The 18,293-nt window shown below is 46.9% G+C and carries 20 protein-coding genes; 12 read left to right on the forward strand and 8 right to left on the reverse strand.

Features of this window, described 5'->3' with window-relative positions; translation table 11 throughout:
• The first annotated feature begins 197 nt into the window (after positions 1-197).
• The 6 genes from BpJC4_RS01085 (at position 198) to BpJC4_RS17295 (ending at position 3,448) form a co-directional block, all read left to right on the forward strand.
• Complete coding sequence (locus BpJC4_RS01085; protein ID WP_151679755.1) at positions 198-1,055, forward strand: DegV family protein; 858 nt, start codon at positions 198-200, stop codon at positions 1,053-1,055.
• 74 nt (positions 1,056-1,129) lie between these two features.
• A complete protein-coding gene (locus BpJC4_RS01090) occupies positions 1,130-1,261 on the forward strand; it encodes a DUF3941 domain-containing protein (protein ID WP_151679756.1) in 132 nt (43 codons plus the stop codon).
• A 109-nt stretch (positions 1,262-1,370) separates the two neighbouring features.
• Complete coding sequence (locus tag BpJC4_RS01095; protein ID WP_151679757.1) at positions 1,371-1,862, forward strand: YajQ family cyclic di-GMP-binding protein; 492 nt, start codon at positions 1,371-1,373, stop codon at positions 1,860-1,862.
• A 142-nt stretch (positions 1,863-2,004) separates the two neighbouring features.
• The gene (locus BpJC4_RS01100) at positions 2,005-2,877 is read left to right on the forward strand and encodes an SDR family oxidoreductase (RefSeq protein ID WP_151679758.1); all 873 of its coding nucleotides are present in this window, start codon (positions 2,005-2,007) and stop codon (positions 2,875-2,877) included.
• Between the two features lie 134 nt (positions 2,878-3,011).
• The gene (locus BpJC4_RS17290; RefSeq protein WP_253718626.1) at positions 3,012-3,197 is read left to right on the forward strand and encodes a DUF2777 family protein; all 186 of its coding nucleotides are present in this window, start codon (positions 3,012-3,014) and stop codon (positions 3,195-3,197) included.
• A gap of 179 nt (positions 3,198-3,376) precedes the next feature.
• A complete protein-coding gene (locus tag BpJC4_RS17295) occupies positions 3,377-3,448 on the forward strand; it encodes a hypothetical protein (RefSeq protein ID WP_253718627.1) in 72 nt (23 codons plus the stop codon).
• Positions 3,449-3,602: 154 nt separating this feature from the next.
• Here the strand turns inward: BpJC4_RS17295 and BpJC4_RS01110 are convergent, their stop codons facing one another.
• From BpJC4_RS01110 to BpJC4_RS01120, 3 genes are read right to left on the reverse strand one after another with little or no spacing between them, the layout of a single operon-like run.
• Positions 3,603-3,974 (reverse strand): YisL family protein, encoded by a 372-nt coding sequence (locus BpJC4_RS01110; RefSeq protein ID WP_151679759.1) that lies wholly within the window; start codon positions 3,972-3,974, stop codon positions 3,603-3,605.
• Between the two features lie 48 nt (positions 3,975-4,022).
• Positions 4,023-4,901, reverse strand: coding sequence for a fumarylacetoacetate hydrolase family protein (locus BpJC4_RS01115; RefSeq protein ID WP_151679760.1), 879 nt, complete (start codon positions 4,899-4,901; stop codon positions 4,023-4,025).
• A 19-nt stretch (positions 4,902-4,920) separates the two neighbouring features.
• A complete protein-coding gene (locus tag BpJC4_RS01120) occupies positions 4,921-6,084 on the reverse strand; it encodes a DUF418 domain-containing protein (protein WP_151679761.1) in 1,164 nt (387 codons plus the stop codon).
• A gap of 136 nt (positions 6,085-6,220) precedes the next feature.
• Between BpJC4_RS01120 and BpJC4_RS01125 the strand changes: the two genes are divergently transcribed.
• From BpJC4_RS01125 to BpJC4_RS01150, 6 genes are read left to right on the forward strand one after another with little or no spacing between them, the layout of a single operon-like run.
• Complete coding sequence (locus BpJC4_RS01125; RefSeq protein ID WP_151679762.1) at positions 6,221-6,442, forward strand: spore germination protein; 222 nt, start codon at positions 6,221-6,223, stop codon at positions 6,440-6,442.
• A 12-nt stretch (positions 6,443-6,454) separates the two neighbouring features.
• The gene (locus BpJC4_RS01130; protein ID WP_151679763.1) at positions 6,455-6,685 is read left to right on the forward strand and encodes a spore germination protein GerPB; all 231 of its coding nucleotides are present in this window, start codon (positions 6,455-6,457) and stop codon (positions 6,683-6,685) included.
• Between the two features lie 14 nt (positions 6,686-6,699).
• Positions 6,700-7,311: a spore germination protein GerPC gene (gerPC, locus tag BpJC4_RS01135; protein WP_151679764.1), complete on the forward strand. Its 612-nt coding sequence runs from the start codon at positions 6,700-6,702 to the stop codon at positions 7,309-7,311.
• Positions 7,301-7,480 (forward strand): spore germination protein GerPD, encoded by a 180-nt coding sequence (locus tag BpJC4_RS01140; RefSeq protein WP_151679765.1) that lies wholly within the window; start codon positions 7,301-7,303, stop codon positions 7,478-7,480. The genes gerPC and BpJC4_RS01140 overlap by 11 nt, the downstream gene beginning before the upstream one ends.
• 4 nt (positions 7,481-7,484) lie before the next feature.
• Positions 7,485-7,922: a spore germination protein GerPE gene (locus tag BpJC4_RS01145; protein ID WP_151679766.1), complete on the forward strand. Its 438-nt coding sequence runs from the start codon at positions 7,485-7,487 to the stop codon at positions 7,920-7,922.
• A 22-nt stretch (positions 7,923-7,944) separates the two neighbouring features.
• On the forward strand, positions 7,945-8,163 hold the full coding sequence (locus BpJC4_RS01150) for a spore germination protein (RefSeq protein ID WP_151679767.1): 219 nt from the start codon (positions 7,945-7,947) through the stop codon (positions 8,161-8,163).
• A 52-nt stretch (positions 8,164-8,215) separates the two neighbouring features.
• Here the strand turns inward: BpJC4_RS01150 and addA are convergent, their stop codons facing one another.
• From addA to BpJC4_RS01175, 5 genes are all read right to left on the reverse strand, one after another.
• Entirely contained in the window at positions 8,216-11,965 is a 3,750-nt protein-coding gene (gene addA / locus BpJC4_RS01155; protein ID WP_151679768.1) for a helicase-exonuclease AddAB subunit AddA, read from the reverse strand.
• Entirely contained in the window at positions 11,943-15,449 is a 3,507-nt protein-coding gene (gene addB / locus BpJC4_RS01160) for a helicase-exonuclease AddAB subunit AddB (RefSeq protein WP_151679769.1), read from the reverse strand. The genes addA and addB overlap by 23 nt, the downstream gene beginning before the upstream one ends.
• A gap of 262 nt (positions 15,450-15,711) precedes the next feature.
• On the reverse strand, positions 15,712-16,500 hold the full coding sequence (locus BpJC4_RS01165) for a TIGR00266 family protein (RefSeq protein ID WP_151679770.1): 789 nt from the start codon (positions 16,498-16,500) through the stop codon (positions 15,712-15,714).
• A 41-nt stretch (positions 16,501-16,541) separates the two neighbouring features.
• Positions 16,542-17,159 carry a TVP38/TMEM64 family protein gene (locus BpJC4_RS01170; RefSeq protein ID WP_151679771.1) on the reverse strand — a complete coding sequence of 206 codons (618 nt, stop codon included), beginning with the start codon at positions 17,157-17,159 and terminating at the stop codon, positions 16,542-16,544.
• A 459-nt stretch (positions 17,160-17,618) separates the two neighbouring features.
• Positions 17,619-18,158 carry a competence protein ComK gene (locus BpJC4_RS01175; RefSeq protein ID WP_151679772.1) on the reverse strand — a complete coding sequence of 180 codons (540 nt, stop codon included), beginning with the start codon at positions 18,156-18,158 and terminating at the stop codon, positions 17,619-17,621.
• Positions 18,159-18,293 lie beyond the last annotated feature (135 nt).

Genomic DNA, 18,293 nt, shown 5'->3' on the forward strand with positions numbered 1-18,293 from the left:
ACTCCTTTTCTGATTCCACTATACCACTTTACAGGGCGGTTTACCCCATCCGGTCCTCCAAAGCAACTTAAAACCAGTTTTACGTTTTAGTATAAGTTATTTTTTACAAATTTCTCACGGCTGATCGGAAAAATTGTACAATCCAGCGAAAATATGTAAACTAAAGCTAGAACTTATGGATTGTGAAGGTGAAAACAATGGGTATTCAAATTTACGCGGACAGCGCATGCGACCTGCCGCTGTCTTTTTTCAAAGAAAATCACGTATCGCTGATTCCATTAACGGTTTATGTGAACGATAAAGCTTACAACGACTTGGTTGACATTAATCCAAAGGACGTGTTCCGTTCCATCCGTGAAGGCGCGGAAACAAAAACTTCCCAGCCAACACCAAAGTATTTTGAAAAACTTTTTACCGATTTGGCCAAATCAGGGGATTCCGGCATTTATCTAGCATTCTCGTCCGAGCTTTCCGGTACATACCAGACAGCCGTGATGATCGCCGGCCAGGTAAAAGAGGCGTACCCGGATTTGGACTTAACGATCTTGGATACAAAATGCGCATCGATCGGCTATGGCCTGGTGGTAAAGTCGGCAGTTGACCTGCGGGAAAACGGCGCTGATAAAGAGGAAATTATCCGGGATGCTAAATTTCGCAGCAAACATATGGAACATATTTTTACGGTTGCTGATCTGGAGTTTCTTGCCAGGGGCGGACGTCTGTCTAAAGCAGGCGCATTTCTTGGCGGGCTTTTAAATATTAAGCCGATATTGGATGTGGAAGACGGAAAACTTATCCCGATTGAAAAAATCCGCGGACGCAAAAAATTGCTCCAGCGAATGCTTGATATCATGGAAGAACGCGGCGTTGACCTGGAACATCAGCTGATCGGCATCTCCCACGGTGATGACGAAGCGGCAGCGGAAGAAATGAGGCAGCTGATCGAAGCGCGCTTTGGAACAAGGCATTTTTTAATCAATACGATCGGTTCTGTCATCGGCTCACATGCCGGGCCCGGCACATTGGCCGTCTTTTTCCTAAACAAGCTGCCTTAAGTGTATAGCGCTGCCGGGAGACGGGGAAACTTAGGTTCGGGATATTTATTTTTGTTTCGAAAGGAGTTGCCTTTATGTCACGTACTTCCGATAACGACAAAAAAGCGCGCGACAACAATGCGCTTCGCCACGAAAAAAACTTGCAGGCGGAAAAGGAACGTAAAGCCGGAAAACACCAGTATTCAAAAAAAACCGACCATTTATAAGGCAAGGGGGATCCCCTTGTTTTTTATGTATCAGAAATACAATAGGTTGTGGAATGTCTAAGGCTTCCATTATAATAAGAGTTAACGCAGCTTTTTAAGGAGTGTTGACATGGCGAAAGAAAGTTCATTCGATATTGTTTCAAAAGTCGATTTATCGGAAGTGCAAAACGCCGTCCAAATTGCAATGAAGGAAATCCAAAACCGGTACGATTTCAAAGGGAACAAAAGCGATATTAAGCTGGAGAAGGATGAACTTGTCCTCATATCGGATGATGAGTTTAAAATGAACCAATTGAAAGACGTGCTCCTTGGCAAATTGATTAAGCGCGGCGTACCGATCAAAAATCTCGAATACGGCAAACTGGAAAATGCATCTGGAGGCACTGTCCGCCAGCGCGCCAAACTGCTGCAGGGCATTGATAAAGAAAATGCGAAAAAAATCAACACGATTATTAAAAACAGCGGATTAAAGGTGAAAAGCCAGGTGCAGGACGACCAGATCCGCGTGACCGGGAAAAGCCGCGACGATCTGCAAAAAGTCATTGCGGCAATCCGCGAAGCAGATCTTCCGATTGATGTGCAATTTGTCAACTACCGGTAAAATCCATGTTTTTTGCGGGAAGCGGGGTATGCCCCGCTTCTTTTTTTCATGCGGCCGGGCCGATAAATAGAATTATTGATTGGGTAAAAAACTAATGATGAATCCTGACTTTTTCCCATTACAAAACGAGGAGTGATCCATATTGGCAAACGAACAAAGTACCTCCAAGCGAACCATGCCGGCCCAGCACCAAAACAGGCAGCCAGGCGTTGAAAGCAAAATGTACCCGCAACCGGAAAATGTAAAAGGCAGCTACCGGGGCAGCGGCAAACTGGACGGTAAAATTGCGCTCATCACTGGCGGGGACAGCGGTATCGGAAAATCGATTGCCATATATTTCGCAAAGGAAGGCGCACATGTTGCCATCTGCTATTTGGATGAAAATGAAGATGCCAAACAAACAAAAGAACTGGTGGAAAAGGAAGGCCGCAAATGCTTAGTCATTCCGGGCGATATCGGGAATGAACAGCACTGCCGGGATGCTGTCGAAAAAACCGTCAGCACGTTCGGCAAACTGGACATTTTGGTGAACAATGCCGCCGAACAGCACCCGCAGGAAAGCATCCTTGGCATTACGGAAGAACAGTTGGAAAAAACGTTCCGTACAAATATTTTCTCCCAATTTTTTATGGTGAAAGCGGCGCTTCCCCACTTAAAAAAAGGCAGCTCGATTATTAATACGGCATCCATTACAGCCTATAAAGGAAATCCACAATTGATTGATTACTCGTCCACCAAAGGGGCAATCGTTGCTTTTACGCGCTCGCTGTCGGTTTCGCTCGTCTCAAAGGGGATCCGCGTAAATGGCGTTGCGCCGGGGCCGATTTGGACGCCACTTATCCCGTCCACCTTTACGGCTGGACAGGTGGCGAAATTCGGTTCCGATACCCCGATGAAACGACCTGGCCAGCCGTCCGAACTAGCCCCGGCCTACGTGTATTTAGCTTCCGACGATTCAAGCTATGTCACCGGGCAAATGATCCACGTAAACGGCGGCACAATCGTAAACGGATAATCAACAAGCCGGAAAAAGGGCACTCCTGTTTTCCGGCTTTTATTTTTGGGTTCCGCCGGCCGAAGATGTATGAAATTCCTTCCCCTTGTCTAAAACATATAAAGAAATCCAAACAAGCGGGAAGGAAGACAGCGATGGGCAAACTGCAAAGGTTGAAAATTATTGAATCCCAATCCCGCGCTTTTTTAACCGGCACAGCGGAGAAGCTGAATGATGAATGGGTATTTTTTGACGATGAGTGCGATGAAGCGTCAATGTTGGACGATTATCTTGACCAGGAAATCGAATTCCACGGCGGCCAGTGGAAAAAGGGATTTTAGCAGACCACGGCAGGATCCTCTTGGAGGGTGAAAATCTTTTCCTCACAGACAGAACATATATACAGATTCGCAAGCCGCTTAACTTTTCATTGGAAGTACGGCTGGAAGAATGGGATGATGACATGTTCTGCCGCTTCATTTAGTTTTTAAATGAGTCGGGATTTTCCATCTATGACTGCATCTATTGCCACAATACGTTGTCATTTCTCGCAGGCTCCGAAAAAACAGGGCGTGAATTTGATGCTGTTTAACAACGGGGAATGCATTTTATCGGTCCATCACCATTCAGGTTTGGGGAAAATATGGCCGAATGGTTTGAATGCACATTGAACATAGGCGGGCGCATGTTCCTAAAAAGGGTTCATTAAAAAAGAAGGCAAGCTTGTTCCTTGCCTTCCGCATTTTTTACATAAAAGGGTGCCAGCCTATTGGCAGCCTCAGCCCCAAATATAACACGCCGATGAAAAAGACAATGAATAACACCCAAAATACCCCTGTGTTTTTCCCTTTGGCAAGGCGCAGCAAAATCATTTCCATCATACCGATCACAAGAATACCACCAAGCAGTTTTACGCCATACAACGCGGGGTCGAGGCTTTGGTTGTGGAAAAATAAAAGCGCTCCTGTAACGATGACCAGTATGTACAACAGCCTCAAAATCATTTGGACAATTTTAAAACCTTTTTCTTTTCCTGCCTTATGGAGAAACAATGCTACGATAAAAAGTATGATCGCAATTACCCACGTCGTAACATGGGTGTCTGTTCGGGTTAACATGGACGGATCTGCTCCTTTTTTTCTATTGTTCCATGCCTTTATCTTACTTTATTTGATGACGTTTCGCAAAGTTCCTACCTTTTCAACCGTAATTTCAATTTTATCACCCGGTTTTAAAAAGCGCGGCGGCTTGAAGCCGTTCCCTACGCCGGCTGGAGTGCCAGTTGCGACGATGTCCCCCGGTTCCAGCGTCATCCCCTTTGATAATTCGGATATAATTTCTTCAACCGGGAAAATGAAACGGGACGTATTGGACTGCTGGCGGACTTTGCCGTTTACTTTTGTTTCAATCCGAAGGGCATTCGGATTTTCAATCTCTGAACGATGGACGATCCACGGGCCGATTGGGCATGAACCGTCCAGGCTTTTCCCGATAAAATACTGCTTGTGCATGCGCTGAAAGTCCCTTGCAGTAATGTCATTCAGCACGGTATACCCGAATACATGGGAAAGCGCATCTTCTTTCGCAATACGCCTCCCTTTTTTGCCAATCACAACCGCCAGTTCCCCTTCATAATCCAGTTCCTGTGTAATGCCGCTGTAAGAATCGACCGGAGCCTCATGGGCGTTTACGGTTGTCGTTGCTTTCGTAAAAACAATCACATGTTCCGGAATATCAGCTGCGCTACCCATTTCAATCGCATGTTCACGGTAATTTTTTCCGACGCACATGATGTTTCTTACAGGGTGCGGGATTGGCGCAAGGTAGCGGATCCCATTGAGCGGAACGAACGCATTGCCCAAATCTGCTTCCGGTTTTTCCAGCGTTTGTTCAACAAGTGTCGTAAACGCCTCCCCCATCCGGATGCCGTTAAGCAATGAATCCGGAAAACCTGCACCCAAAACGGATAAGTTTAAAATCTTTTCTTCATCATAAACAGCGCCGTATTGTTCCTTACCTTCCCAAACAAAACTGATAAATTTCATTTCAAAACACCTCACAATTTTACGGTTTCTTTCCATAACTTAAAATTCTCCAAATCCATTCCAGCGGCCCGTACCGGAAACGGAGCAGCCACATATCGGCCAACATCATCTGTATGAGATAGATCAAAACTGTAAGCCCCATTCCGACTGTAACAGAAAGCTTGCCATACAGCCCCAAACCGTATGCATAAAAGATCATGGTGCCAATCACTGACTGGCCGATATAAATGGAAAGAGGCATCCTTCCTGCCTTTGCAACCGGATTCAGAAAAAGTTTGGCATGGGGCAGCTGTACCGCCAGCATCACGAGCGCGATATAAGCACCGCTTAAAATAGTTCCACCAATTGTTTGCTGGATATACATAAACGGGACATTTGCCGCTGCCAGTATCGGCAGTAGTTTGCAGAACAGGCCGGAAGCAAAACAGACGAAAAAAAACAGCAGCCATTTTTTCATTGTGATACGCCCATCCTGCAGCCAATTTTCCCCGCAAATCCCCGCTCCGGCCATCATGAGCGGAAAAATGGAAAAAAATGCATTCCATCCGCCGGGCGGGCCGTACACATGGTACCAGTCCAAAAATCTCCTTTTCGTGATATCCATATAACTTCCACTCCCATACACCTGGAGCGAATCCGTGACGTTTTTCAAATCAGCATACAGGACGGAGGTGTTTGGAAATTCCAGCGCCATCACCATTAAATAAAGGCTGGACAGTAGATGCGGGACGAAAAATAGTACAGCACCCGCATAGATTAAGACTTTTCCGTCCAGCTTCAAAAAGGGCAGGAGAATCATGCCAAATACCGCATAAGCAGCTAAAATATCCCCCGACCAAATCAAAAACGCATGGACAAGGCTGAAAACGAGCAGTACGGTTAAACGCCGGAAAGCAAAACGAAAAAAATTTGCCCCAGCCTTTTCCGCCCGCTGTTTCTGGAACATGAGCCCGTAACCGAAAAGTAAGGAAAAAACCGGATAAAAGCTGGATTGGAAAAACACTTGAATCCATGCTGCCACAGTCTGATCCCCAGCCTTGAACCAGTCGTACGGATTAATATAAAGATAAGGAAATTCAAACGAGAGCATATTTACCACAAAAATTCCCAACAGCGAAATCCCCCGCAGCACGTCTAATGCGAATTTTCGTTCTTTTGCGGGTAGTGGCATCCAATCAGCCATTGCATCTCTCCTTTTCCTTCGTTTCCGTGAACTTTAGCGGATGTTTCACCTTTTGCCGGTTCCCTCATACAATAAAGCATGAAAAGGCCTCATTTCCAGCAGGGCCGTTACCACCTTACGGAAGGATGTGCGGGCCATGCCAGGTTTTGTCGGCGCCGTCCAGATTATCAATATTGGATCCAGTGGCGTCTTTAATGTCGGGGATGTATTTCTTATTCAGCCGATAGCGACTTCAAAAACATTTGCAGGCGCAGGATCTTTTAATACAGGTGAAAACCTTAACATTACAAACGTCCAATCGAACACGAATACCTATGACTTTGACACAATTGATCAAGGAAACTATCTCAATTTATAACGGGTGAATGACATGAATATTTACGTACAGCAAAGCATCAACATCCGCATGATCAAAATCGGCGGCATTACGAATTCCTCGGTCCTTCAAATCGGTACTTCCGGTATCATCAAGCCGGCATCGTACCTGTACAATACCGGCAATTTTTCAGCACCGGCCCCGTCAGCAACCGCAGCGGAACAAGCCTATCCAAATGTCACCGTTCCGATGCATTCCGGCGCTGCCGCAGCAAGTTCAAGATAGAAGGAGGTTTTGTCATGTCTGACCTATACTCCGAACTCCGGCAACTGTACCAATATTTTCAATACCAGGAAGCGAAACTGGCGCAAATGGAAAAAGCACTGGCCGGCCTGATACAGGAAATCAAGATGCTGAAAGAGAGACCGCCCATCCATGTGGACAGAATTGAATATGCATTTGACCAGTTGAAAATTGAAAATCTGGACGGCACGCTAAACATCGGCGTCAATCCGGCAGATCTCAGCCAAATCGATGATATGGCCATCCCCGCAGCAAAAGGCGGGATCGATTTTCAGGATGACAAGCGCAGCGCCTTAAAGCAGGCGCTTTCCGAAAGGCTACTGGAATATGTGGAGGCAGAACTGCCAAAGGCTATTACGGACAGTGAACGCCAATTAAAAGTCCAGCTAAATCAAGAATATCATAATTTTATAAAAAATGATCTAAAAAACCAAATTCCGCAGCGGATTGATTATTACATCAACCAGCTGAATGCCCCGGGTGCCGATGATAGAGAACTTTTTGATAAAGTATTACAGCAAATCAAGGCGGATATGGAACATGCTGTCCATGTTTTTATTTCAAAACTTCCGCCGCAAATGAACGGGGGTGCTGCAAATGGAACTTAACGTCGTCAACCGTGAAATCCACGTGGAATATGTCCAAATTATCGGCATTTCGAGCGCCTCTGTTTTTCTGGTTGGGGATGCAGATACGATACAGCAGGCCGCGACATTCGATACGCCTGCCGAATCCCTCATTATCAGCCCGCTTGTTCCGTTTGTGCCGAGGGGATAAGCCAATGATCAGACACTCTATCGTCGATCAGCTTCGGATCAAAACGGTCATTTTCGGATCGAACGTTATAATCGGCGACTCAAGCAAAATTCAGATGTCATCCGCGGTACTCGCGTTTCAAAGACAGCAGGAATTGTATTACGGATTCGAAGCACCGTTTGAAACATTTGCGGTTTTCAGACAGATCATTCCAATTCCGCCGCTATCGGAACAAATTGAAATACAGCGCTACCATGAAGATCCAGCCATAAAAGTGGGAAGCATCGACATTATCGGAATGTCAACTTCGACCGTTATGCAAATCGGAAATATAAAAGATATTGCCCTTGAATCAAGAATCCATCATGTCCGCCAGCTTGATCCGTTTCTCCTCAAGCAAAACGGAACAGGTGGCCCGCGGACAGTTGCCGTCAAACAGGAAAGCAGGGGCACATCAGAATAAAACCATAAAGCAGGTGATCAAAATGCCGGCTATCGTAGGCCCGTTGCAGATTTTTAACGTTGGAAGCGGCATTGTCCATTTTGGCGACACTGCCGTTATTTCCCCAAAAACAAGTTCAAAAACAACAAGCGGCTCCGGTTCTCTCTCGACTTCCGCTTTTATCATTACAAACAACGCGCTCAGCGCAAACAACACCTTCAGCGGCAGTGTTGTCGACCAGCCTTCAGCCGGAAACAATTAGGCGGTGGGCCCTTCACCTTGAAAATATTAAGGTGAAGGCGTGCCCGCCCGTCTTAATGAACTTTGATAACATGCCCGCCGTTAAAGAAATACAGGTATTTTGCTTTAACCTTTCGTTTTAGAATCGTTTCCAGCGCCCTGCCGTATAGTGTAAGCTGGATTTCATACCGTTTGCGCAGGACGGGCTCGGCTTCTTCAAATCCGCCTTTAAACCTCTCCTGGATACGGTCCGACTTGAAATCAAGCAATATTAATCCGTCCTTTTCCTCCACCACGCAATCAAAAATGCCCTGGACTAGCACACGCTCTTCCGCCAGCGCCTTATCCCGGTAGATTTCAGATGCAGGAAGGGACAAACTGAACGGCATCTCCCGCATGACTTTTTCCGCCTGCAGGATGGTCTCGCCAATCTCTGTTTCAAAAAAGTGGACAAGCTGTTCAACCGCAATCGCATCCGCCTGTTCTTCCGTCAGCAGCTCCCGTTTGATCATGTCATCAATCAGTTCTTCCACAGATGCATAAGTCGGGGGTGCATCCAATGGAATATGCTGCATCACCATATGCATAGCGGTTCCCCGCTCGGCCGGGGTGATTGATTTTTCCTGCATAAAACGCGGCCGGTCAAACACATGTTTCTGCGTGCGGGGGATCAATTGGGTGCCGTTCGTTTCGTCACGCTCTTCGTTCATCCGCTTCAATTCCGAAACTGATTGTTTGGCGCGCCGGAGCGTTGCGGTCTCATTCTTGTAACGCCAGCTTAAGTGCTCGAAAACGGATTCTTTCCATTCGGAATGCGCCGCAACGGGAAGGCCGGCTTTGACCAGATGCTGCCAGTCCTCTTCCGGTTCTGTTTCCTCCCCATCCGGGTCCCCGAACTGTTCTTTCGGGATAAGCGTGATGTTCCAGCGGGAAGGATCCTTGAGCGTTAATTTTCCGGTTAACATATCTTCTGTAAATAATTCTTCTGCATCTTCATGCCTTGCAAGTGCCGGCCCGATCCAGTCTAAATACGAATTTGCCGAAGCCCGCAAATGGTCTTTGATCAGCCAACTCTGCTGTTTCTGAACCTTTTTCCATTTTTCCAGCCTGCTTTTCAAATTTTTTACGGTTCCGACCAAATACAGTTTTTCCTTTGCCCTAGTTAAAGCGACATAGAGCACACGCATTTCTTCCGCAAGCATCTCCAGTTTTTTCTTCCTTTTAAAGGCGAGGTGCGGCAAAGAAGGATAGATGATGCGCTTTTGCGGGCTGATGTACTTGCAGGCGAACCCGAAATCTTTATCAAACAGAAAAGCCTGGTTAATATCCCGCATATTAAATTTCCTGTTCAGGCCGGCCACAAAAACAACTGGAAACTCAAGCCCTTTGCTTGCATGGATTGTCATCAACCGGACAACATCTTCTTGCTCGCTTAACGCCCGTGCTGTGCCCAAGTCGTCCCCTCGCTCCTGCATCCTTTCGATAAACCGCAAAAACCGGAACAATCCCCTGAAGGACGTTTCTTCATACTGGCGCGCCCGGTCATATAAAGCGCGCAAATTTGCCTGCCGCTGTTTTCCGCCCGGTAGTCCGCCGACAAAATCATAAAATTTCGTTCCACGGTACAGCTGCCAAATTAATGAGGACAAATCCCCCTGCCTTGCAACGGAGCGCCATTCTGACAGTTTCTCCGCAAATTTTGAAACTTTCTCGTGTACTTCTTCTTCTTCCGGTTCCGGTCGATCTGAAATAAATTTTTTCACCGCTTCATAATACGGCCCGCGCTTTGCGTGGATGCGAATGCGTGCAAGTTCCTCTTCATTAAGCCCGACAATCGGAGAACGGAGTACAACTGCCAGCGGAATGTCCTGGTACGGGTTGTCTATCACTTTTAAAAGGGAAAGCATCACCGCAACTTCAGTAGCATCGAAATAGCCTGTCGAAAGTTCGGCGTACAGCGGAATGCCCGCCTGCTTAAATTCTTCCACCATTTCCGGAGCCCACGTCATCGAACGCATCAGGATCACGATATCTTTGTACTGGATCGGCCGGAAAGTTCCGGTCTTCGGATTATAAACCGGCTGTTTTTCCTGGATCAGTTTTTGAATTGTCCGGGCAAGGTAACGCGATTCCAGCTGGGACTGCTCCAATTCGGCCTTATCCATCACATCTTCATCCATATCGGCTGCATCATCTTCCCCTGCTTCTTCATCCGCCTGGTCAATAATTGCGACTTCAATCGGAAAATCCCCTTCAGGATAAGATGCGCCTTTTACAAGTGCAGCCTGTTCATCGTATTCCATCTCACCGACATGCACGCCCATAATTTGTTTAAAAATAAAATTCGTACCGTCCAAAATTTCTTTCCGACTGCGGAAATTTTTTGACAAATCAATGCGAAGCCCCGTGTGCTCTCCTTTAGAGTCAAAAGCCTGGTATTTTGACAAAAACAAGTTCGGTTCCGCAAGGCGGAATCGGTAAATGCTTTGTTTTACATCGCCTACCATAAAGAGATTGCCGTCATAACCCGAGCCCCTTGTCACCAGCCTTATAATCGTTTCCTGCACCATGTTGACGTCCTGGTACTCGTCAATCAGCACTTCTTTAAATTGGGCCTGGTATGCTTTTGCCGCTTCAGAAGGCACCCATCCTCCGTTTTCGTTTTTGGTTGTTAAAATCTCAAGGCAAAAATGCTCCAAATCCGAAAAATCGGCCAGCCCCTTTTCCGCCTTTACGTTCGCATAAGCAGTGGAAAATTTTTTCACAAGTTCTGCAAGCGTAGCAATGACCGGCTGCATCTCTTTCATATCATTCAGGAACGATTCGGGCTTTCTTGTGAAAAAGTCTTTTTTCAACCCTTCAAGGATCTTTTTTGCCGATTTCCGCAAATCATCGGCAGCCTGTACAAGCTCCTCCTCATAGTCGTCCCCTTTGCACATTTTTGCGCGGGTAAACGTCCATGTATTCATTTTTTCATAAAGATTTTGCCATGGGCCGGTGCTTGCGGAAAGCAGCCTGTCCACAACCGCCACATCATCCAGATAATTTTCCGCTCTGGGTGCCGGACCGCCCGGCTGTTTGGAGAGCTCATACGCTTCTTCCAGCATTTCTTTGGCCGCCTGCAGCTGAAGGCGGATATCTTCTTTCACAGGCGCCATAAACGGAAGGGCATCCAACTCCGCCCGATCCCCCACAGCGTACATTTCCACCATTTTATCCAGCCATCCGGAAGGATCCGGGTGGGAACGGGAAAAATCGTACAGCCTCCGGATCAAATGTTGGAGCTGTTCGTCGCTCCGATCATTTGAAAACGTGTCGACCACACGGTAAAAGGCATCATTATCCTCTTTCCCGTATTCAGCTTCAAACAAATCATCCAACACTTCATCGCGCAAAAGTTCCGCTTCCGTGTCATCCGCAATCCGGAAACCCGGATCAATGTCAATCAAATAATAGTATTTCCGGATCACTTCGAGGCAGAAAGAGTGGAGCGTGGAAATGGAAGCTTTATTCAGCAGACTCAACTGCTTCCGTAAATGGCGGGAGTCCGGCCTGCTGCTGATAGCAGCTTCAATTGCTTCCCCGATCCGATGACGCATTTCGGCGGCAGCGGCATTCGTAAAGGTAACAACCAACAGTTCATCAATATCAAGCGGATCTTCTTCGTCCAATAGTTTTTGGATAATCCTTTCAACAAGCACCGCCGTTTTCCCGGATCCGGCCGCAGCCGCCACTAGAATATCCTGCCCTTTTGCCATGACGGCTTTCCACTGGTCGTCCGTCCATAACGCACCGGCCGGTTTAGCAGGAATAGCTGTTTTCATCTTTTTCACTCTCCTTTCGCATTATTTCCAGAATTTCTTCCTGTTTTTGTGGGGTGATGATCCGGTAACGATTTTCTTCCATCGACTGGTCGAACTGGCATACCGACCGGAACGGGCAAACCGCGCATGCTGCCTGTTTTTTGATTTTATACGGCGCGATATCGGTGGCGCCGGACATGATCGCATTGCCGGCTTTCATATAAATATGGCGCACATATTTGCGGATCGTTTCGAAATCTTCTTTGCTGGCGACTTCGGAACGGGCGGTTAATTTTCCGTCTTTTTTCAGGCCTGCCGCTACGATTGCGCTGTTTCCCGACTCAAGCGTCTTATCCATGAGTGAAATGACTTCCGGACTGTCCAGCATCAACCCCCGCATCCGGAAATCTTTTAAAATTTTTTCTTCGATTTCTTCTATGGTTAAAATCTTATCCGCAGAAATGAGCGGATCGTGAAGATGGAAATACAGCACGCCCGCCGGAAGGCTTTCTTTTCCAATCAGCTGACGGGAGTAAGTCATGATGATATCCAAATAAGTGAGCACCTGCAAGTCTAGCCCGTAATAGACATCCGTTAAATCGAACTTGTGTGCGCTTGATTTGTAATCGATCACCCTTACGTAAACGCCGTTTTCATTCTCCACTTTATCGACGCGGTCGATCCGGCCCTGCAGCTCCATTTTCACCCCGTTTTTCAGCGTAAACGACAGCGGCGGCAGCTCTTTTTTCGGTCCGAAGGCAAGTTCCATCGCAACCGGTTCGAAGCCGCTCCTTTGGGCATGCACGCTTAAAATATAGGACGCCCTTCCAACAACCTGCTCCAGTTTCTTTTTAATATATTGGTAGCGTTTCGTACTCAGCAATATTTGGTGCTGTAGTTTCGGCGCCAGATCGTCCACCGCCGCTTTTGCCAATTCCATGCTTTGCTTCTTGCTGATTTTGGACCACGGAATGCCTTCCTGCTGCAGTTTATCGGAAATCCATTTCAGCGCCCCGTGGAAAAGGTCGCCGATATTCGGGGCATCAAGGCGGAAGACTTCGCGCTCGCGGAGTTTCAGCCCGTATGTCGCAAAATGTGAAAACGGACAGACGAAAAACTGCTCCATTCTCGACACACTGGCTAAAATATGGTCTCCGTACAATTCTCGGCTCGTTTTTTCGGACAGTTTGCGCGCCTTGTTTTGATAAAACAAACTTGAAAAAGCATGGGCGGCCCCATTTTTCCATTCCGGGTTTCCAATATAGAAGTTATAAGCATCCCACCAAAAACTGGCCATTGGATAGCCCCTTTTCTTCAGCTGCAACTGGGAAGTGACAAAAGCAACGGCAGCCGCCGGATGGGAAATATATGCGATTTGCTGATCATCTTGCAGTTCGGCCGGATCATTCACCCATAATCCCCCACCATGTGACGGGAACATATCCTGCATCCGTTTGATATAAGGGGACGCAAGCAGCGCCTTCCCTTCTTCATCGGCAAGAGGATAAGATAGGACAAGCCTTTCCGAAGGCGTCGTCAGCGCACGGTAAAAAATAAATTCTTCATCCAAAAGACGCACTTTGCTTCCCGGTGTGATCTCCATGCCTTTCAACAGCAAATATTCGCGTTCCTCATCATTTAGGATCCCCTCTTCGGTTATTTTGGCCGGCATCACGCCATCATTCACCCCGATAATAAATGCCAGTTTTACATCCGAAAGGCGCGACTGTTCCAAATCGGCCACCAACACTTGATCCAAGGCAGGCGGGACGATCGAAAATTTCAAAGACTCAAGCCCCGTTTCGATAATGGACGAAAATTTCTTTAGATCTGCAGGGTCATCGCCAAAAATTTCCACGAACTGGTCCAAAAGGCCCATCACTTCATTCCAGGCCTGGTCATGTTCCCTGGCGGCGACAAGATCCCCTTCTTCTTCCTTAATTAGCCGTAAATTTTCCAGTTTTCTTGGAATCTCCAACTCTTCCAAATAAAGATACAGCGCTTCGCACAGCGCACGCCCTGTCTTAGCCCGCTTCAGCCGCCGCGATAGGCGCAAAACCGGCGCTGTGATCAACAACCGCAGCTCATTGATTTCCTGTTCAATTTTTCTTTCTTCGTCGGTTTGCGGCAGATTTTCCAGCTCAAGGCCCCTGATGCGCCTGTACTCCCATCTTTTTCTGCCCGTCCATCGTTCCCCCTGGATCCCATAAGCAAGGACATAGTTTTCAAGCCGATCCATTTTTTCACGCAGCCTATGGATGTTTTCCCCAAGCGGAAACAATAGGTCTGTTTTTACCGCCCGGAAAACGGGTTCATAGCGCCAGTTTCCCCGGATAATTTCCAAAGTGGAGCGGACCAGCTCAATTAGCGGATGATTGAGCATCGGCCGTTTCCGGTCAATAAAATACGGCACCTCATAATCATAAAAAACCGTTTCGATTAACTCCTGGTAGGCATCTCCGTTGCGGACAAGGAGGGCGATATCCCGGTAGCGGCACCAGTTTTGCATGACAGCATCCCGGATCGCACGGGCAATCCCCTCAATTTCCGCCCGCCTGTTATTTGCCTGCCAAATTTCCACCCTGCTTTCATCCAAAAAAGATGGAAACGGCAGTTCTTCAAAGCTGGACTGTAAAAAGCGCAGGCTTTCATGCCCGAACCGGACCGGCTCATGGAGCACAACATCTTCTTCCATGTCAACCTGGCCTGAAAGCGCCAGTTCATAAATGGACGCATATGCTTCCCCCGGCATCCGGAACAGGTACAAATCATCGGGGCGGGCCCTTCGGAACGCCCTGTCCGTTGCCAGAGCGACCGTGACGCGGCGGCAAGTTTTCAAAAGTTCCGTGATGACCAAATATTCCTGGGGGGTAAAAGTGTGGAAACCGTCAATATAAATTTCCGCCTGCTGCAAATAGCGGGAATGCGCGATCGCAGAAGCAAGCAGGCGCAAGTAATCTTCCGAATCAATGTATTTGCCTTCCAATTTTTGTTCATAGGCGCTGTACACGATTTCTAAGTCATGCAGCTTATCCGACAGAACTTCCCCTTTTCCTTCTTTCCCGAGTTCTTCCCGCTGCTCTAAAAGCTGCTCCGGTGTAACACAGGAACGTTTAAATTCTGTCAATATCTGCTCAACATGGTCAATAAATCCGGCCTTATCCGCCGCCCGTCCAAACACGGACAGTTCTTCCTTTTTATCTTCTAATATTTTCCGAATGAGCATATTTAAACCTGAACTAGAAACGTGGCTGCGGCTGATGCCGCCAACTTCTTGCAATATTTTCCATGCAAGGCGCGTAAAGCTGTACACCTGGGCACGGATCATGCCGCCCAGATCCGGGGCATGTGCAAGCCGTGTTTCCGACAAAAATGTCATCTGCTCCGGAACAAGATAAATCAAGGGGGAGCCGGATGGATTTTCAAGCAGTTTCTGTCTGATTTCGCGGTGGATGAATTCCGTCTTCCCCGTCCCGGGACGGCCGATAATAAATCGAAGGGACACTCGTTTCACTTCCTTCTATCCGATCATTCCAATTTCTTCATAACACGCTTCCATTTGCCGAATGGCGTAAACACACGGAAACCGCAACCAAAATTAGAACATTTGTTCTTTTATTTTAAATCATATTTACGGCTTAATCAAGTTTTTTGTGCTACTCCGGTTCGGGGCGCGCTATACGAACCACAATGCACAAAAATAAGGTACCGCCGCCTTCGGGAAAGTCCCTTTTTAAGCTGCGGTGCCGCATTAAAAACGCACCCTTTTAATCCCCGTCAAACAGATCAAACAGCCCTTTTGCTATGCTGCCTTCATCCCTGGAACCGCCGAACTGCGGCATTGCCGCAAACACACGGCTTGCGAGACGGCTAAAAGGGAGGGACTGCACCCAAACCGCCCCCGGGCCGCGCAATGTGGCAAAGAACAGCCCTTCGCCGCCGAACAATGCAGTTTTAATTCCTTTAACAAATTCAATATCATAATCAACGGTTCTTGTCATGGCTACAAGGCAACCTGTATCAACCCTTAATGTTTCCCCGGGTGCCAGTTCACGCTTTTGGATCGTGCCGCCTGCATGGATAAAGGCAAGGCCGTCCCCTTCAAGCTTCTGCATGATAAAGCCTTCGCCACCAAAAAACCCGGTGCCGATTTTCCGCTGGAATTCGATACCAACCGAGACCCCTTTTGCTGCAGCCAAAAAGGCATCTTTTTGGCAAATTATCTTCCCGTCGTGTTCACTTAAATCCATCGGCACGATTTTGCCCGGGTAAGGCGCCGCAAAAGCGACATGCTTCTTATCGTAGGCTTCATTCGTAAAAGCGGTCATAAATAAGCTTTCACCGGTAATTAGTCTTTTTCCGGCCGAGAACAATTTCCCCATTAAGCCGCTCTGGCTGCCCGATCCGTCGCCAAAGATCGTTTCCATCCGGATGCCGTCTTCCATCATCATCAAGCTACCCGCTTCGGCAATGACCGTTTCCTGCGGGTCCAGTTCCACTTCGACAAACTGCATGTCGTCCCCATACAGTTTGAAATCAATATCATGGTTGTTCATTTCCATACCTCCATTCAAAATCGCTTTCCCCTGTATACGAATCAACTTTGATTTTGTTCCATTTTTATTTTTCGGCTCAACCGGGCTTCCACTCTTTTCCCGACAAACCATAACACGGCGATGGCCAGCAGCACAATTCCCGTACGAAGCGGCTGTTTCAAAAGCGATGCAATATCATGCCCAATAAAGCTGATGATGAAAATGGTGATCATTTTGCCGGCAAATACAGCCAATAAATATTGGAACCAGCGGATCGCGGAAAGGCCTGCCACGATATTAACGACAGCCGAGGGGGTGAAAGGAAAACAGAGCAGCACAAAAAGCGGCGCAAACCCGTGGCGGTCAAGCCAATCCATCAGTTTTTTCACATGGCGGTGTGTCTTTAAAAAAGCAAGAAAACGGCTCTGCCCGTACTTTCTTACGGAGAGGAATACAAGAAAAGCCCCCGTGCATGCCCCGAACCATGATAAGAGAAACCCTAGCCAAAGCCCAAATGCGTTGGCATTTGCCATGACAATCAGCACCATGGGCAAAAAGGGTAGAAAAGCCTCCAAAACGAGCAGCCCCGTCCCTAAAATAGGCCCGAAAGAACGGTATTGGGTCATTAGCTGCATGAAGTTTTCCATCGTTAGCCAATCTTTGAGCAGTTCCAGGTTCATATTCTTCTTGTACTCCTCCATTTTCAATTCGCTTTTAGTGTACCATATCACCGATGTATTATTTTCAATCGACTCCCACTTTTATTTTTGGTCTGGTGAACTCACGGTATTTCGGGGCTCCAGCTGGTAAAGTCATTCCAGTTGCTTCCTATGTCCAATGCCGGTTTTTCCGGGTTCCCGATTGCACGTAAAAAATATTTGAAATGGATTCATACTGCTTTCGCCAATATGTGTCTGACAAACAGCACCTTTTAGCTGTTTGCTTGCAAGCTGCGGACGATGGAGTACAGCGCATATAAATCTTTTTCCTCTCCAAACGGCGATCGTTCCTTTCTTTAACGATTCATAAGTAAATTTCGATTTTCCACTTCAATTTTCCTTTTGTAACCAGATCAATTTCCTGTCCAAAGTATTCACTTTATCGAACAAAAAGGCAGGGAGACCTTCCCTGCCTGCCGCCTAAAACCAATACAGCCCGTGATCCCCAAAATCCTCAAACACCTTAAACCCTTGTTGCTTTAAAAAAAGCAATCTTGCCCGCCTGATTTTAGCTTCATAAGCAACCTGCAATGATGCCGCATTGTGATACTGGTTCAAAAATGAGCCGTGGCTAATCGGCAAAATAAACGTTTGGTTGTTGGAAAAAATGATTTTTGTTTTCCCCCCCTCTTCAGGGTAATGGTCTTTGATATGCCTGGAAACCAGCCAGATACAATCCGGCTTAGTTGGCGATTTAGTTGGAAAAAGTATTGTGGATGTATGGGGATCTATAATTATGGGCGGTTTATGGCGGACATTAATTAAGCGTTTCGTTGAATTTTTTCTTCCTTCAAAGTTGCTTCCAAAATTTTCACAACTTATTTTAACAATTTCTAAAGGACTGTCCTGCACATAAATTTCCTGATTGACTTCGAGAACTTTTGAACCAGCCTCACTTCCATCACTGTAAGGAATAATCGCCATAGTATACGGACAAATTTCATACTCTTTCAGTTGCAAACATCTTCCCCCCAATAGCATTATTCATAACTCTATTATAGTACAAAATTCCTCAATTTCTAGTATTTTTTTCAAAAAATGCGTATTTTTTTCCAATTCATTGTTTCAGAAAAGGCAAATTTTTTTGATTGATTT

It is taken from the genome of Weizmannia acidilactici (assembly GCF_008974185.1).
GTDB lineage: Bacteria > Bacillota > Bacilli > Bacillales > Bacillaceae_C > Weizmannia > Weizmannia acidilactici.

What these genes read in the sequence shown, in the direction of transcription:
- BpJC4_RS01130 (WP_151679763.1), top strand. Translation starts at nt 6,455, where the DNA reads ATGAATATTTACGTACAGCAAAGCATCAACATCCGCATGATCAAAATC.
- BpJC4_RS01150 (WP_151679767.1), top strand. Translation starts at nt 7,945, where the DNA reads ATGCCGGCTATCGTAGGCCCGTTGCAGATTTTTAACGTTGGAAGCGGC.
- BpJC4_RS01125 (WP_151679762.1), top strand. Translation starts at nt 6,221, where the DNA reads ATGCCAGGTTTTGTCGGCGCCGTCCAGATTATCAATATTGGATCCAGT.
- BpJC4_RS01085 (WP_151679755.1), top strand. Translation starts at nt 198, where the DNA reads ATGGGTATTCAAATTTACGCGGACAGCGCATGCGACCTGCCGCTGTCT.
- addA (WP_151679768.1), bottom strand. Translation starts at nt 11,965, where the DNA reads ATGAAAACAGCTATTCCTGCTAAACCGGCCGGTGCGTTATGGACGGAC.
- BpJC4_RS17290 (WP_253718626.1), top strand. Translation starts at nt 3,012, where the DNA reads ATGGGCAAACTGCAAAGGTTGAAAATTATTGAATCCCAATCCCGCGCT.
- BpJC4_RS01095 (WP_151679757.1), top strand. Translation starts at nt 1,371, where the DNA reads ATGGCGAAAGAAAGTTCATTCGATATTGTTTCAAAAGTCGATTTATCG.
- BpJC4_RS01145 (WP_151679766.1), top strand. Translation starts at nt 7,485, where the DNA reads ATGATCAGACACTCTATCGTCGATCAGCTTCGGATCAAAACGGTCATT.
- BpJC4_RS01140 (WP_151679765.1), top strand. Translation starts at nt 7,301, where the DNA reads ATGGAACTTAACGTCGTCAACCGTGAAATCCACGTGGAATATGTCCAA.
- BpJC4_RS01170 (WP_151679771.1), bottom strand. Translation starts at nt 17,159, where the DNA reads ATGAACCTGGAACTGCTCAAAGATTGGCTAACGATGGAAAACTTCATG.
- gerPC (WP_151679764.1), top strand. Translation starts at nt 6,700, where the DNA reads ATGTCTGACCTATACTCCGAACTCCGGCAACTGTACCAATATTTTCAA.
- BpJC4_RS01115 (WP_151679760.1), bottom strand. Translation starts at nt 4,901, where the DNA reads ATGAAATTTATCAGTTTTGTTTGGGAAGGTAAGGAACAATACGGCGCT.
- BpJC4_RS01110 (WP_151679759.1), bottom strand. Translation starts at nt 3,974, where the DNA reads ATGTTAACCCGAACAGACACCCATGTTACGACGTGGGTAATTGCGATC.
- BpJC4_RS01120 (WP_151679761.1), bottom strand. Translation starts at nt 6,084, where the DNA reads ATGGCTGATTGGATGCCACTACCCGCAAAAGAACGAAAATTCGCATTA.
- BpJC4_RS01090 (WP_151679756.1), top strand. Translation starts at nt 1,130, where the DNA reads ATGTCACGTACTTCCGATAACGACAAAAAAGCGCGCGACAACAATGCG.
- BpJC4_RS01165 (WP_151679770.1), bottom strand. Translation starts at nt 16,500, where the DNA reads ATGAACAACCATGATATTGATTTCAAACTGTATGGGGACGACATGCAG.